The organism is Kitasatospora sp. NPDC051984 (genome assembly GCF_044593455.1).
Lineage (GTDB): Bacteria > Actinomycetota > Actinomycetes > Streptomycetales > Streptomycetaceae > Kitasatospora.
The window spans coordinates 51,618-65,732 of the sequence record NZ_JBIUCB010000001.1; the positions used below are offsets into that span (position 1 = coordinate 51,618).

At 74.2% G+C, this 14,115-nt stretch carries 16 protein-coding genes; 9 read left to right on the top strand and 7 right to left on the bottom strand.

Annotated elements, in window-relative coordinates:
* Positions 1-165 precede the first annotated feature (165 nt).
* The 6 genes from folP to ACIHEI_RS00290 all read left to right on the top strand — a co-directional run bounded on the left by folP (position 166) and on the right by ACIHEI_RS00290 (position 4,477).
* Positions 166-1,032 carry a dihydropteroate synthase gene (gene folP, locus ACIHEI_RS00265; RefSeq protein ID WP_387638697.1) on the top strand — a complete coding sequence of 289 codons (867 nt, stop codon included), beginning with the start codon at positions 166-168 and terminating at the stop codon, positions 1,030-1,032.
* A gap of 2 nt (positions 1,033-1,034) precedes the next feature.
* Positions 1,035-1,532: a nuclear transport factor 2 family protein gene (locus tag ACIHEI_RS00270; protein ID WP_387638694.1), complete on the top strand. Its 498-nt coding sequence runs from the start codon at positions 1,035-1,037 to the stop codon at positions 1,530-1,532.
* A 164-nt stretch (positions 1,533-1,696) separates the two neighbouring features.
* Positions 1,697-2,056, top strand: coding sequence for a dihydroneopterin aldolase (gene folB, locus ACIHEI_RS00275; protein ID WP_392947220.1), 360 nt, complete (start codon positions 1,697-1,699; stop codon positions 2,054-2,056).
* A 35-nt stretch (positions 2,057-2,091) separates the two neighbouring features.
* Entirely contained in the window at positions 2,092-2,691 is a 600-nt protein-coding gene (folK, locus tag ACIHEI_RS00280; RefSeq protein WP_396605103.1) for a 2-amino-4-hydroxy-6-hydroxymethyldihydropteridine diphosphokinase, read from the top strand.
* A 144-nt stretch (positions 2,692-2,835) separates the two neighbouring features.
* Positions 2,836-3,333 carry a DUF3180 domain-containing protein gene (locus ACIHEI_RS00285; RefSeq protein ID WP_387638690.1) on the top strand — a complete coding sequence of 166 codons (498 nt, stop codon included), beginning with the start codon at positions 2,836-2,838 and terminating at the stop codon, positions 3,331-3,333.
* A 124-nt stretch (positions 3,334-3,457) separates the two neighbouring features.
* Positions 3,458-4,477 (top strand): hypothetical protein, encoded by a 1,020-nt coding sequence (locus ACIHEI_RS00290; protein WP_396605104.1) that lies wholly within the window; start codon positions 3,458-3,460, stop codon positions 4,475-4,477.
* A gap of 74 nt (positions 4,478-4,551) precedes the next feature.
* Here the strand turns inward: ACIHEI_RS00290 and ACIHEI_RS00295 are convergent, their stop codons facing one another.
* The gene (locus ACIHEI_RS00295; protein WP_387638684.1) at positions 4,552-5,127 is read right to left on the bottom strand and encodes a TerD family protein; all 576 of its coding nucleotides are present in this window, start codon (positions 5,125-5,127) and stop codon (positions 4,552-4,554) included.
* Positions 5,128-5,242: 115 nt separating this feature from the next.
* Positions 5,243-5,734 carry a hypothetical protein gene (locus ACIHEI_RS00300; protein WP_387638682.1) on the bottom strand — a complete coding sequence of 164 codons (492 nt, stop codon included), beginning with the start codon at positions 5,732-5,734 and terminating at the stop codon, positions 5,243-5,245.
* A 62-nt stretch (positions 5,735-5,796) separates the two neighbouring features.
* Here ACIHEI_RS00300 and arfB point away from each other — a divergent pair, with 62 nt between their 5' ends.
* Positions 5,797-6,225 (top strand): alternative ribosome rescue aminoacyl-tRNA hydrolase ArfB, encoded by a 429-nt coding sequence (gene arfB, locus ACIHEI_RS00305; RefSeq protein WP_387638680.1) that lies wholly within the window; start codon positions 5,797-5,799, stop codon positions 6,223-6,225.
* Positions 6,226-6,244: 19 nt separating this feature from the next.
* On the opposite strand, the gene ACIHEI_RS00310 is transcribed toward arfB, so the two are convergent.
* Positions 6,245-6,793 carry a flavin reductase family protein gene (locus tag ACIHEI_RS00310; RefSeq protein ID WP_392946608.1) on the bottom strand — a complete coding sequence of 183 codons (549 nt, stop codon included), beginning with the start codon at positions 6,791-6,793 and terminating at the stop codon, positions 6,245-6,247.
* 294 nt (positions 6,794-7,087) lie between these two features.
* On the opposite strand from ACIHEI_RS00310, the gene ACIHEI_RS00315 reads away from it, so the two are divergent.
* Together ACIHEI_RS00315 and ACIHEI_RS00320 are read left to right on the top strand one after the other, a co-directional pair.
* Positions 7,088-8,860, top strand: a complete 1,773-nt coding sequence (locus ACIHEI_RS00315) for a diguanylate cyclase domain-containing protein (protein WP_396605105.1) — start codon at positions 7,088-7,090, stop codon at positions 8,858-8,860.
* 75 nt (positions 8,861-8,935) lie between these two features.
* Entirely contained in the window at positions 8,936-9,865 is a 930-nt protein-coding gene (locus tag ACIHEI_RS00320; RefSeq protein ID WP_396605106.1) for a hypothetical protein, read from the top strand.
* A gap of 66 nt (positions 9,866-9,931) precedes the next feature.
* Here the strand turns inward: ACIHEI_RS00320 and ACIHEI_RS00325 are convergent, their stop codons facing one another.
* The 4 genes from ACIHEI_RS00325 to ACIHEI_RS00340 all read right to left on the bottom strand — a co-directional run bounded on the left by ACIHEI_RS00325 (position 9,932) and on the right by ACIHEI_RS00340 (position 14,032).
* Positions 9,932-10,789 (bottom strand): ketose-bisphosphate aldolase, encoded by an 858-nt coding sequence (locus ACIHEI_RS00325; protein ID WP_396605107.1) that lies wholly within the window; start codon positions 10,787-10,789, stop codon positions 9,932-9,934.
* Positions 10,790-10,881: 92 nt separating this feature from the next.
* Positions 10,882-12,057 (bottom strand): N-acetylglucosamine-6-phosphate deacetylase, encoded by a 1,176-nt coding sequence (gene nagA, locus ACIHEI_RS00330; protein WP_387638666.1) that lies wholly within the window; start codon positions 12,055-12,057, stop codon positions 10,882-10,884.
* Complete coding sequence (locus tag ACIHEI_RS00335) at positions 12,054-12,986, bottom strand: ROK family protein (protein WP_387638663.1); 933 nt, start codon at positions 12,984-12,986, stop codon at positions 12,054-12,056. The genes nagA and ACIHEI_RS00335 overlap by 4 nt, the downstream gene beginning before the upstream one ends.
* A gap of 125 nt (positions 12,987-13,111) precedes the next feature.
* The gene (locus tag ACIHEI_RS00340) at positions 13,112-14,032 is read right to left on the bottom strand and encodes an SIS domain-containing protein (RefSeq protein ID WP_387638660.1); all 921 of its coding nucleotides are present in this window, start codon (positions 14,030-14,032) and stop codon (positions 13,112-13,114) included.
* Positions 14,033-14,115 lie beyond the last annotated feature (83 nt).

Consider the following 14,115-nt stretch of genomic DNA (forward strand, 5'->3'; position numbering starts at 1 on the left):
CCCCGGGGGCGCGCGCGGCGAGGGGCCCGCGGGGCCCGCCCCCGCGCCCCCCCGGCGCCCCCCCCCCCCGGCCCCCCCCCCCCCGCGGGGGGGGGGGGGGGGGGGGGGCCCCCCCCCCCCGCCCCTGGTTGTGCTCTCCCTGGTTGTCTCTCCTCAGCATCGATAATGGGTCGTATGAGCGAAAACCTCCCTGGCCTGCCCGTCCTGGACCGTTGTGCGGTGATGGGGGTGGTGAATGTCACGCCGGATTCGTTCTCGGACGGGGGGATGTGGCTGGATCCGGCGAAGGCGATCGCGCATGGGCTGGAGCTGGTGGCGCAGGGGGCTGACCTGGTGGACGTGGGTGGGGAGTCGACCCGGCCGGGGGCGTTGCGGGTGACGGAGGAGGAGGAGCTGCGCCGGGTGGTGCCGGTGGTGGCCGAGCTGGCCCGGGCGGGGGTGGTGGTGTCGGTGGACACCATGCGGGCGGGGGTGGCGCGGGCCGCGGTGGAGGCGGGGGCGAAGATCGTCAACGACGTGTCCGGAGGACTCGCGGACGCGGAGATGGCCCGGGTGGTCGCCGAGACCGGCGCGCCGTTCGTGGTGATGCACTGGCGCGGGCAGTCGGCGGACATGGACGCGCTGGCGGTGTACGAGGACGTGGTCGCGGACGTGGTGCGGGAGCTGACCGTCCGGGTGGAGGACCTGCTCGCGGCGGGGGTGAAGGAGGATCAGCTGATCCTGGACCCGGGCCTGGGGTTCGCCAAGACCAGTGCGCACAACTGGGCGCTGCTGGGCCGGCTGGACGCGCTGACGGCGCTGGGGCGGCCGGTGCTGGTCGCGGCTTCGCGCAAGCGCTTCCTGGGTACGCTGCTGGCCAACCCGGAAACCGGGGAGCTGCGCCCGGCGCGGCAGCGGGACGACGCCACGGCGGCGGTCTCGGTGCTGTCGGCGAAGGCGGGTGCCTGGGCGGTCCGGGTGCATGACGTGTCCGGCACGGCTGACGCCGTACGAGTCGTCGCGGCCTGGGAGCAGGCGGAGCAGAGGGGGTAGGCGTGGCGGAGGCAGTGAGCGGCAACGACCGGGCAGCGGCGCTGGAACCGGACGAGGAGGCCGTGCTGGCGGCCAATCAGACGCTGTACGAGGCCCTGGAGAACGGGGACTTGGACGCCGTCGAGTCGATCTGGCTGGGGCCGGGCGAGGCGGACGACAAGGGCGGGGTGTTCTGCGTGCACCCGGGCTGGCCGATGCTGGTCGGCCGGGCCCAGGTGACGCGTTCGTACATGCTGATCATGGCGAACACCGAGTACATCCAGTTCTTCCTGACGGATGTGGAGGTGGACGTGCAGGGAGATGTGGCGCTCGTCACCTGCACGGAGAACATTCTGTCCGGCGGGGAGCCCGAGGAGGAGGGCGAACTGGGGCCGCTGGTCGGCGGAAAGGTCGTGTCGACGAACCTGTTCCGGCGTACTTCGGACGGCTGGAAGCTGTGGTCGCACCACGGTTCGCCGGTTCTCACCAGCGGCGACGACGAGGACGACGAGGAGGAGTGAGGGCCGTCCGTCAAGGGCCGCGGTGGCCGGTCCGATCGGGTGGGCAGCCGGGGAGGCGGTCCGGGGCGGTCAGCACTCGAAGGTAGATTCGAGGGGCGGCGGGCGACGGTGCCCGCCGGTCCCCGCCGCGGCGGGGCCGTCAGCTGGGAGCAGTGATTCTTTTGCTGGACCGCGTCACTCTGCGTGGGCTCCGTGCCCGCGGCCATCACGGCGTGTTCGAACGGGAGCGGATCGAGGGGCAGACCTTCGTCGTCGATCTGACGCTGTTCCTGGACACCCGTCCGGCCGCCGCGAGTGACGACCTGACCCGCACCGCGCACTACGGCGTGATCGCGGAGGAGGTCACCGCGGCGATCGCGGGCGACCCGGTCGACCTGATCGAGACGCTGGCCCAGCGGATCGCCGACCAGTGCCTGCGGCACGAGGTGGTCGAGGAGGTCGAGGTCGTCGTGCACAAGCCCGACGCCCCGATCGCCGTCCCGTTCGACGACGTCACCATCACGATCCGCCGGAGCCGCGCCTGATGGCGTCCGGTGGAGCCCGAGTGGAGGGAACTCCCATGGCCACCACAGACCCGACCGCCACGCGGACCACGTTCGACCTGCAGGGCAAGGTGGACCGCGTGGAGTCCACCCTGCACGAGTCGCGGACCGCCGCGGTCGCGCTCGGCAGCAACCTGGGCAACCGTCTGGAGACCCTGCAGGGCGCGGTCGACGCGCTGGAGGACACCCCCGGTGTCCGGGTGACCGCGCTGTCCGCGGTGTACGAGACCGACGCCGTGGGCGGGCCCGCCGGCCAGCCCAACTACTTCAACGCCGTCGCGGTGCTGCGCACCTCGCTGCCACCGCGGGACCTGCTGGAGCGGGCCAACGCCGTGGAGGACGCGTTCGGCCGGGAACGCACCGTCCGCTGGGGTTCCCGCACCCTGGACGTCGACATCCTCACCTACGAGGGCGTGCTCAGCGACGACCCGCAGCTGACCCTGCCGCACCCGCGCGCCCACGAGCGGGCGTTCGTGCTGGCGCCGTGGCAGGACGCCGACCCGCAGGCCGAGGTGCCCGGGCACGGGCCGGTCTCGGAGCTGCTGGCGGGCCTCGGCGGGGCCGAGGGCCAGGGCGTGCGGCTGCGCGCCGACCTGCAGCTGCGACTGCCGGAGTGAGCGGCCCGGGAACTTCCGGCGGGGTGCGGGCGTAGCTCCCTGCGGGTGCGGCCCGGCCGGTACGGTGGGCTGGTCGCCGTGACCCGCCGGACCTCCGGGCCGTGAAGAGGCCGGGACGAACCACTGGGAAGGAAGCCCGTCCGCGTGAAGCCGCTCCGTCTCCGCCTGCTGCTCGGCATCACCGCCATCACGGGGCTGCTGTCCTGGGGCGGCGCCCGGCTGTGGGACTCGCTGGGCACACTGCCCGGGGTACCCGCGTACGCGCCGTTCGTGCTGGCGGCGATCGCCGTGGTGCTGCTGGCCGTGGCGATCTCGCTGCGGTCGCGGCTGAAGGCGATCCGGGAGCGGCAGCCGGGCGCGAAGCGGGTCGATCCGCTGCACGCGGCGCGGGCGCTGGTGCTGGGCCAGGCCAGTGCGCTGGTGTCGGCGGTGGTGACCGGGGTGTACGCGGGCGTCGGGGTGTTCCTGCTCGGCTCGCTGGAGGTCGCCGCTCGCCGGGCGCAGGCCGCGACGGCGCTGTTCTCGGTGCTGGCCGGCGCGGCGGTGATCGCGGTGGCGCTGTGGCTGCAGCACATCTGCAAGCTTCCCGAGGACCACGACGACCCGGACCACCCGCGCGGCACGGCCGCGTCCTCGCGCTGATCTCCCCGCGGATCCGGTCGCGCTGCGTGGTGGGACGTACGCGGCCCGTGTTTCTGTCGGCGTGTCAAGGGCGGAATGGGGGCCGAGGCTGACAGCGCCTCGATTCGCACGCTAGTTTCTAGCCATGTCTCGCGGACGCCACCGTCATTCCTCCGTCCTTGGCCGGTCGCTGCCACCGGTCGCCTCCGGTGTGCTCGTGGTCGCGGCGGTGGCCGCGCTGGTGGCCAGTCCGGATCAGATCGTGGCCCGCTCGGTCGGGGTCGCCGCGGTGGTCGCGGTGGTCGGCCTGGCGCTGGTGCTGCGGCAGCGCGACCGGGCCGCCCGGAACGCCGCCGAGGTCGCCATGGTGCGCCGGCTGCGCGCCGAGGAGAGCTACGAGGAGCAGATCGCCGAGGCCGAGTACGCGGCCGAGGTCGCCGAGGAGCGGGCCACCCGCTTCGGGCGGCGCCTGACCGCGGAGAAGTCCCGGCTGGCGAAGGCGGAGACCGAGATCGCCCGGCTGCTGCGCGAGCGCGCCGTGCTGGTCGCCGAGCAGGCGCTGAAGGAGGCCGAGGCGGCCCGCCGGGCGCTCGAGGCGACCCGGCCCAAGAACCCGGCCACCCCGGCCGCGTTCGTCCGCGCACAGGCCGCGCTGCGGCACCTGGAGCGGCAGGCCGTGACGGCCGAGGCGCGTCGCGCGGTCGACGAGCGGGCCCAGGTCGAGCTGCGGCCGCGGATGCCCGAGCCGGTGCCGGCCACCGGTTCGGCGGCGCTGCGCCCGGTCGGCCCGGCGCTGCCCGCCCCGCGCCCGCAGGACGTCGAGCAGGCGGCCCCGGCGGCCCCGCAGCGGCCGCGGGCGGCGGCGTTCAGCTTCTTCGGCCGGCCGGGCGCCGGCCGGGCCGCGCTGCGGGCGGCCGCGCCGGCCCCGGCGGTCGGCGACCTGGCGGACGTGGTGGGCGACGAGGCGATGGCCGACAGCGAGCGCTACGCGGTGCTGGACGCCGCGCCGGTGGACGCCGCGCAGCCCGCGCACCGCGCGGTCGAGCAGCCGCCGAGCCACCAGCACGCGGAGTCCGACACCGAGCCCGTCGAGGTGGTCGACCTGACCGTGCACGACGAGACCGAGGTGCTGGAGCTGCCCGAGCTGCGGGCCGGCCGCTCCTAGGTCCGCCCCCTGACGACGCGAAAGGGCCCCCGCTCCGGACGGAGCGGGGGCCCTTTTCACGGGCCGGCGGCTGCTCAGACGTTGACGCCGAAGTCCTGGGCGATGCCGGCCAGGCCGGAGGCGTAGCCCTGGCCGATGGCGCGGAACTTCCACTCGGCGCCGTTGCGGTACAGCTCGCCGAAGACCATGGCGGTCTCGGTGGCGGCGTCCTCGGAGAGGTCGTAGCGGGCGATCTCGGCGCCGCCGGCCTGGTTGAGCACCCGGATGTAGGCGTTGCGGACCTGGCCGAAGCTCTGGCCGCGGGTGTTGCCGTCGTAGATCGACACCGGGAAGGCGATCCGGGTGACGTCGGCGGGCAGCGCGGCCAGGTTGACGTTGATCGACTCGTCGTCGCCCGCGCCCTCGCCGGTGCGGTTGTCGCCGGTGTGCACGACGGTGCTGTCCGGGGTGCTGGTGTTGTTGAAGAAGACGAAGTGGCGGTCGGAGTAGACCCGGCCCTCGCCGTTCAGCACGATCGCGCTGGCGTCCAGGTCGAACTCGGTGCCGGTGGTGGTGCGCACGTCCCAGCCGAGGCCGACGGTGACCGCGGTCAGGCCGGGGGCTTCCTTGGTCAGCGAGACGTTGCCACCCTTGGAGAGGCTCACGGGCATGGTCTGTGGTGTCCCTTCGGTCGGTTTTGACCGGAGAACGTGGGACGGGCGGCCGTTGGTTCCACCGCTCCGTGAACGGACGGATTTCTCCCCCGATCGGCCGCCCGGTGCCGGGTCAGATGCGCGGGTACCGGCCCTGCACGGTCCAGATGTTCGGATTGTCGGCCAGGTCCTCGTGCAGCTCGAACAGGTCGGCCAGCACGTCCTGCAGGAAGTCCCGGGCCTCCCGGCGCAGTTCGGCGTGCCGGACCACCAGCGGCTCGTCGTCCGGCCGCCAGGTGGCGGTGATCTCCACCCAGCCGAACCGGCGGGCGAAGCGCAGCAGTTCGGTGTTCTGGGTGAAGTCCAGGTCCTCGGTGCGCACCCGGGCCTCCCGGCTGCCGCGCGGGTCCTCGTCCAGGCGCTCGACGATGTCGCACAGCGCCCAGGCGAAGTCCAGCACCGGCACCCAGCTCCAGCGGGTCTCCACGCCGGCGCCGTCGTCGGTCTCCAGGTAGACGTCCCCGGCGAACAGGTCGTGCCGCAGCGCGCGGACCGGCGCGGTGCGGTAGTCGGTCTGCGGGGGGTCGGGGAAGCGGTTGGACAGGGAGTAGCCGAGCTCGATCACGCCCGCCATTGTGCCGGGTTAATCGGGTGACGGCCGCCGGGCCCGGGCGGGATGATGGCGGTATGACTGAGCCCGTGCGCGTACGGGGTTCGGTGGTCGTCCCCGACGCCGAGCTCGTCTGGCGCTTCTCCCGTTCCTCCGGCCCCGGCGGCCAGCACGTCAACACCTCGGACAGCAAGGTCGAGCTGCGCTGGGACCTGGCGGCCTCCGACGCGCTGCCGCAGGTGTGGAAGGACCGCGCCCTGGAGCGGCTGGCCTCCCGGCTGGTCGACGGGGTGCTGGTGGTGCGTGCCTCCGAGCACCGCTCGCAGTGGCGCAACCGCGAGATCGCGGCCGCCCGGCTGGCCTCGCTGCTCGGCGAGGCCACCGCGCCGCCGCCGAAGGCCCGGCGGGCCACCAAGCCGAGCCGGGGCATGGTCGAGCGGCGGCTGGAGAACAAGCGGCACCGCGCCACGCTGAAGCAGGGGCGGGGCCGGATCAAGCCGGAGTGACGGCCGGGGCCTGCCCCGGTCAGCCCAGGTGGCGGTAGCCGGCCCGGAAGTACACCAGCGGCTTCTCGGCGGGGGCGGGCACCCGGGCGGCCAGCACGCGGCCGAGCACCAGGGTGTGGTCGCCGGCCGGGATGCGCCGCTCGGTGCGGCACTCGACGGTGGCGAGCGCGCCGTCGATCAGCGGGGCGCCGGAGTGCGGGCCGCGCTGCCAGGCGGCGTCGGCGAACAGCAGGCGGTCGCTGAGCCGGCCCTTCATGGCGAACCGGGAGGCCAGCGTGCGGTGCTCCTCGCCGAGCAGCGACACCGCCCAGGTCTCGGCCCGGGTGAGCAGGTCGTCCATCCGGGAGTCCTCGCGCACCGAGATCAGCACCAGCGGTGGCTCCAGCGACACCGACAGGAACGAGGTGGCGGTCATGCCCGCGTCCTCGTCCTCCTCGGGGTCGTGCACGGTCACCAGCGAGACGCCGGCCGCCAGTTGGCCGAGGGCGGCGCGGAACTCCTCGGGAGTGGCGCCGGCATCCGCGACGGGGGCGGTGGGGGAGGTGGGGGACTGGGGGGAGCTGTACACGTACCGCACGGTAGTCGCCGGGCGGTCGTGCCGGTATCGGGCCCTGGTCGTAGGTCGGCTCGGTCGCTGGGCCGAGCGCACGGGAGGCGCGTCGCTGGAAGTCGCCTGGCGGGCGTCCTGTCGTTCCCTGCCGTTTCCGAATACGATCATCACTTCATCATTATGTGATTTGAGTCACACTGACAGCCTATTGCTGACCGAGCGTGCCTATCGGAGTGCTCGCTGTGATTCAGTTCTTCTGGCAATCGGACGACAACCTTTCAAGACCATCCGAAGCAGCCGGGGAGCCCCCGCATGGAAGCCGAGTCGGAGCCCTACGTCCGCCTCGCGACCCTCCGCACCTTGCACCGGGTCGTGGCGGACCTCAACGCTGCCCGGAGCCTGGCGGGAACCCTGCAGGCCGTCGTCGAGGGAGCGGTCCACGGACTCGGATTCGACGCCGCCGCGGTCAGCCTGGTGCGGCCCGACGGCGACCTGGTGATCGCCGCCGTCTGGGAGATCGAGGAGAGCACCTTCGGCGGCCCCGCCGTCCTGCTCGGCCAGGCCGCTTCCCGCGAATCCTGGGACCGGATGCTCCAGGTCGCCGACCACTGGGGCACCCTGCGCTTCCTCCCGCACGACCGCGGCTGGGCCATCGGCGCCGACATCCCCACCTGGATCGGCGACGGCCCGATGCCCGTCTACGACAACGACTGGCACCCCGCCGACGTCCTGCTCGCCCCCATGTACAGCGCCGGCGGCGACCTGCTCGGCATCCTCTCGGTGGACCGCCCGCGCAGCGGCAAACGCCCCGGCGCGTGGACCCGCGAAGCGCTGGAGATGTTCTCCCTCCAGGCCTCCATAGCCATCGGCAACGCCCGGCTGCGGGCCGAGATGCAGCGCGCCCTGGCCCGGCTGGAGAAGGAGCAGCAGGCCCTGCGGGCCAGCGAGGAATCCTTCCGGCAGGCCTTCGAGTACGCCCCCAGCGGCATGGCCATCACCGAACTGCACGGCGACGGCACCGGCCAGCTCACCCGCGTCAACGACGCCCTGTGCCGCCTGCTCGGCCGCCCCCGGGCCACCCTGCGCCAGCAGCGCTTCGTCGACCTGGTCCACCCCGACGACCTGGAGCTGCTGCTGCGCACCAGCGCCGAGGGCGGCCGGGCCGAACTGCGGCTGTCCCGGCGCGACGGCGGCTACCAGTGGGTGTGCCTGCGCAACTCGGTGGTCGCCGACGCCACCGAGGGGCCCAGCTTCCTGCTCACCCACGTCGAGGACATCGAGGACCGCAAGCGGCACGAGCTCCAGCTTGCCCACCGGGCCAGCCACGACGCCCTCACCGGCCTGCCCAACGGCGCCGAGCTGCGGGCCCGGCTGGCCCGCCGGCTCTGTTCCCGCCCCCCGCTGCCCGCCCCCGGCCCGCACGGACAGGCACTGCCGCCCGGCCACGCCCTCCAGGACGGCCCGCAGGTGCCCGCGGCCCCCGTCCCCCTCGCGCACGGCTACGCGCCGCCCGACGGCGCCCTGGACCGCGCCCGGCAGGCCTTCGCGGCCGGCGAGGCGTTCCACGAGGACGGCGCCCCCGCGCACCACGTGCACGCCGTCGTCCCCGCCGACCCGCCCGGCGGCGAACTCTGGCACGGCCACCGCCGCCCCGGCCCCGACAAGGGGCTCGCCGTCCTCTACTGCGACCTCGACGGCTTCAAGCTGGTCAACGACCGCTACGGCCACAACGCCGGCGACGCCGTGCTGATCGAGATCGCCCGCCGGCTCCAGCAGGTCGTCCGGGAGGGAGACACGGTGGCCCGGATGAGCGGCGACGAGTTCGTGGTGCTGGCCGACGCCATCGGCCGCGAGGAGGCCAAGGAGCTCGCCGGGCGGCTGCGCAGCGCCATCCTGCCGCCGATGCGGATCGACAACCGGGCCGTCCGGGTCGGCGTCAGCCTCGGCATCGGCTGGGCCGGCTGCGGCATGAGCATCGACGAGGTCCTGCACTCCGCGGACGAGCGGATGTACGACGAGAAGCGCACCCGCGGCGGCGCGGCCCGCGGCTCGCGCGGCGAGCGCTCGCACCGCCGGGCGGGCTGAACCGCTTACACCGTGTTCGAGCACGGCAGGTAGGGTGCCCTGGGTACGAGAGCATCCAGTCCTGGGGAGTTGACCGTGACGACGGCCGGCAGCAACGACGGCGCGGACGAGGACGACCCGTTCGCGTACCTCTACCGCCCCGCCGAGGGCGAGGAGCCCGCGCCCGAGCGGCCCCGGACCGGCTACAGCCGCCCGATGGAGGTCGGCCGCGCCAACTACGGCGAGCGCCCCGTCCACCCGCAGGCCCCGCCGCCCCCCGGCTACCCGCAGGCCGCGCCCGGGCAGGAGACCACCGCGCTGCCGCCGCAGCAGTCCCGGTACGCGGAGCGTTCCCGGCCCCGGCCCGGCGAGGACCGGCCGGCCGGCCGCGGCAAGGCCGCCGTGATCGGCGCCGTCGCGGTGGTCGCCGCGATCGCCATCGGCGCGGGCGTCGCGTTGTCCACCGGCGACCCGGACGGCGGCAAGAACCAGGCCGGCGGCGCCACGCACAGCCCGTCCGCCCCGGCCGAGCCCACCTCGTCGGCGCCGCCGTCCAGCGCGGCGCCCAGCCCGAGCACGCTCTCCGGCGGTACGGACGTCGTCGACGCCGCCGGCCTGAAGCTCAGCGGAGGCAGCACGGCCGCGAACCAGGTGGCGGGCGCGAAGGCGGCCGGCGGCAAGTACGTCGACGGCCTCGGCGCGGTCGGCGCGTCGGTCTCCTGGGACGTCGACATGCCCGCCGCCGGACAGTTCCAGATCTGGCTGCGCTTCAACAACAGCGGCCAGAACGCCACCGCGACGGTCGCGGTCGACGGCCAGCCCACCTACACCCCTATAAAGCTGAACAACTACAGCCCCGGCCTGCCGCCGGACAGCTCCTGGTACTCGTCCTGGGTCAGCGGAACGGTCGCCCAGCCCGGCCACCACACCATCTCGGTGTCCTGCCAGGCCGGCAACCAGTGCGGCTTCCTGCTCGACCAGATCGCCGTCACCCCGAACGGGACCTCCAAGCCCCAGGGCTGGTGATCCGGCCCGACCATGGGCCGGCCGCGGCCCGGGCCTCCGTGCAGGTCCGGGCCGCAGCGGGTGTCGTCAGGCCGAGGTGTCGACCACCCGGGCCAGTTGTTCGACGGTGCGGGTCATCGCGTCGCGGGCGGCGGTGAGGTACTTGCGGGGGTCGGTGACGGTGGGGTGGGCCGTCAGGTGTTCGCGGACGGCGGCGGTGTAGGACAGGTTGAGCGCCGTGCCGATGTTGATCTTCACCATGCCGGCCGCGACCGCCGCCGTGAGCTGCTCGTCGGGGACGCCGGAGCTGCCGTGCAGGACCAGCGGGACGGGGACGGCGGCGGCCAGCTCGCGGATCAGGGCGAGGTCGAGGTCGGCGGTGCGCGAGGTCATCGCGTGCGAGGAGCCGACGGCGACGGCCAGTGCGTCCACGGCGGTGTCGGCGACGTAGCGGGCGGCCTCCGCCGGGTCGGTGCGGGCGCCGGGGGCGTGCGCGGACAGCGGCGGTTCGCCGTCCTTGCCGCCGACCTTGCCGAGTTCGGCCTCCAGGTGCAAGCCGTGGCGGTGCGCCCAGGCGGCGGCCTCGGCGGTGGCCTTGACGTTCTCGTCGTGCGGCAGCGCGGAGGCGTCGAACATCGCCGAGGAGAAGCCGGCGGCGGGGGCCGCGCGCAGCAGGTCGAAGTCCTCGCAGTGGTCGAGGTGCAGCGAGACGGGGACGCGGGCGGCGGCGGCGATCTCCGCGCAGGCCCGGGCGATCGGCAGCAGGCGGCCGCCGCGGTAGGCGATCGCGTTCTGGCTGAGCTGGAGCACGACGGGCGTGCCGGCGGCTTCGGCGCCGGCGGCGATCGCCTCGGCGTGCTCCAGGGTGATCACGTTGAAGGCGGGCAGTCCGCGCCGGTCGGCGGCGGCGGAGGCGAGCAGGTCGGAGGTAGGGGCGAGCGGCAAGGGGGTCTCCCGGGTGGGGTGAGCAACGAGGCGCAGGTTCCGCTGCTCACCCTCCCCGTGGCGGGAGCGACCGGGGGCGAACCCCAGTCGGGTCAGGCCGGGTTGCCGGCCCTGGTGAAGCGGTCCGCGCCGACGATCCACTCACCGCGGCGCATCACCGCGGCGAGCTCGTAGGTGTCGGAGTCGAGGACGACCAGGTCGGCGTTCTTGCCTGCCTCCAGGGAGCCGAGGGTGTCGGCCAGGCCCATCAGCCGGGCCGGGACGGTGGACAGCGAGGTGACGGCCTGGTCCAGGGACAGGCCGAGCACGGTGACGGCGCGCCGGAAGGCGACGTCCAGGGTGAGGGTGGAGCCGGCGATGGAGCCGCCCTCGACGAGGCGGGCGACGCCGTTCTCGACCCGGACCTGGAGCGGGCCGAGCGGGTACATGCCGTCGCCCATGCCGGCCGCGCCCATCGCGTCGGTGATCAGCGCGACCCGCTCGGCACCGGCGGTGCCGTAGGCGAGTTCGAGCACCGAGGGGTGCAGGTGGATGCCGTCGTTGATCAGCTCGACGGTGACCCGCTCGTCCTCCAGCAGCGCGACGATCGGGCCGGGGGCGCGGTGCTGGATGCCCGGCATCGCGTTGAACAGGTGGGTGGCGACGGTGGCCCCGGCGTCGATCGCCTCCAGGGTGACCGCGTAGTCGGAGTCGGTGTGGCCGACGGCGGCGATGATGCCCCGGTCGGCGAGCATCCGGACGGACTCCAGGCCGCCGGGCAGCTCCGGGGCGAGGGTGAACATCTTCGCGTGGCCGCGGGCGGCGTCGGCGAGCTTGCGCACCAGCGCCGGGTCGGGGTCTCGCAGCAGGTCGGGGCGGTGGGCGCCGCACCGGTTGTGGGAGATGAACGGGCCCTCGAAGTGGATGCCGGCCAGGACGCCGTCCTCGACGAGTTCGGAGAGCACGGCCGCCTGGCGGCAGACCTCGTCGATCTCGCCGGTGACGGTGGAGGCCATCGTCGTGGTGGTGCCGTGTTCCAGGTGCGTGCGGGCGGCGGTGAGGGCTTCCTCGGCCACGCCGGACGCGTACGAGGCGCCGCCGCCGCCGTGCACGTGCAGGTCGACGAAGCCGGGGACGACGGTGTACCCGGTCAGGTCGAGGTCGCCGGGTGCCCGCTCGCCGCCGAGGTCCGCGATGCGCGGCCCCTCGACCGTGAGCCGGCCGCCTTCGATCACCCCGCCGGGAACGACGAGTCGGGCTCCGGCCAGTGCAGTACGGTCCGCGGTCACGCGGTCACCTCCATGGAGAGCAGATCCCAGGCGAGCAAACCGGCGCCCAGGGACGCGGCGGTGTCTTTGAGCATGGCCGGAACGACCTTCGGGGGCATCTGGAAGGTCAGGCGCTCGGTCACCGCCGCGCGCAGCGGCGTGAAGAGGGTGTCACCGGCCTCCGCCAGCCCGCCGCCGACGATCACCGTCGACGGGTCGAGCAGGCTCTGCGCGATCACGATGCCGTCGGCGAGCGCGTCCACCGCGTCCTGCCAGACCACCAGGGCCGCCGGGTCGCCGGCGTCGACGGCCAGCGCGCAGGCGGCGGCGTCGGCCTCGGGGTCGCCGGTGGCCTCGGCCCAGGCCCGGGACACCGCGGAGGCGGAGGCCAGGGTCTCCAGGCAGCCGCGGGCGCCGCAGCCGCACTGCGGGCCGCCGGGGCGGACCACCACGTGCCCGATCTCGCCGCCGTAGCCGTGGGCGCCGGCCTCGATCGTGCCGTGGATGCCGATCGCGCCGGCGATGCCGGTGCCGAGCGCGATGAACAGGAAGCGGTCGACTCCGCGCCCGGCCCCGATCCGGCCCTCGGCGAGCCCGCCGGAGCGGACGTCGTGGCCGAGGGCGACGGGAATGTTGCCGAGGCGCTCGCCGAGCAGCTTGCGCATCGGCAGGTCCCGCCAGCCGAGGTTGGCGGAGAAGACCGCGATCCCGTTCCTCTCGTCGATCGTTCCCGGCACGGCGACGCCTGCCGCGAGGGGGGCGGCACCGAAGCGGGTGCGGCCCTCCTGCGCCAGGTCGGCGGCGAAGTCGAGGATGGTGGCGACGACGGCGTCCGTGCCGTGCTCCCGCCCGGTCGGTCGGCGTGCCTCGTACAGCACGGAGCCGTCCTGGGCGACCAGCGCGGCCTTCATGCCGGTGCCGCCTACATCGAGTGCGATGACGTGCTTCACGGGGGACAGTTTCCCTTGGCCAGGTCGAAGAGGTCTAGTCCAGTTGCTCGATTGGTCTGGTCCTGAGAGGTGAGCTTTGTCGCTCTTTGCCGACTCCTGGGGGTTTTCGGGGGCTTGGCGGACGGTCAGGTCAGGATGATCGAACGGGTCAGGTTGCGCGGCTCGTCCGGGTTCAGACCGCGGTGCGCGGCCAGCGCGACGGCCAGCTTGTGCACCCGGACCAGGTCGGCCAGCGGGTCCAGACCGCCCGCGCCCGAGTCGGCCACCAGCCGGCCGCCGACCGCCGCCACCTCGTCCGCCAGACCGGCCGGCAGCGCGCCGAACGCCCAGGCGGCGCGGCCCGGAGCGGTGATCGAGATCGGGCCGTGCCGGTATTCCATCGCCGGGTACGCCTCGGTCCAGGCCAGCGCGGCCTCGCGCATCTTCAGACCGGCCTCCTGGGCCAGGCCGTTGGTCCAGCCCGCGCCGAGGAAGGAGATCTGCTCCAGCTCGACCAGCTCCTGCGGCACCTGCCAGGCGACGGCACGCTCGGCGTCCGCGGCGGCCTCGGCGACGGTGGCGACGCCCACCGGGCGGGCCTCCTCCAGCTCCAGGTGGGCGCGGAGCAGGGCCAGCACGGTGGTGGCGAAGCGGGTCTGCACCACCGAGCGCTCGTCGGCGAAGCCCAGGTCGATCAGGTGGCCGGCGTCCGCGGCCACCGGCTTGTCCGGGCAGGCGGTGATCGCGGTGCTCGGCAGGTCGGTGTCGGCGAGCAGCCGCAGCACCTCGGTGGTGGTGCCGGAGCGGGTGATCGCCAGCACCCGGTCGTAGCGGCGGCCGTGCGGGAACTCGGAGGCGGCGAAGGCGTCGGTCTCGCCGTGGCCGCCGGACTCGCGCAGCGTGGCGTAGGCCTGCGCCATGAACCACGAGGTGCCGCAGCCGACCACGGCCACGCGCTCGCCGCGCTGCGGCAGGCCGGCCGGGCCGCTCGCCGCCAGCGCCGCGGCGGTGCGCCAGTTCTCGGGCTGGGTGGCGATCTCCTCGCCGGTCAGGGACGGGTGCGGCATGGGTGCGGACTCCTTCGGCTGTCACCGGACGGCGGCGTTCCCGCGGCGCATTCCTGCGAGCGGGCGAGCTGTGCGCAAATCTG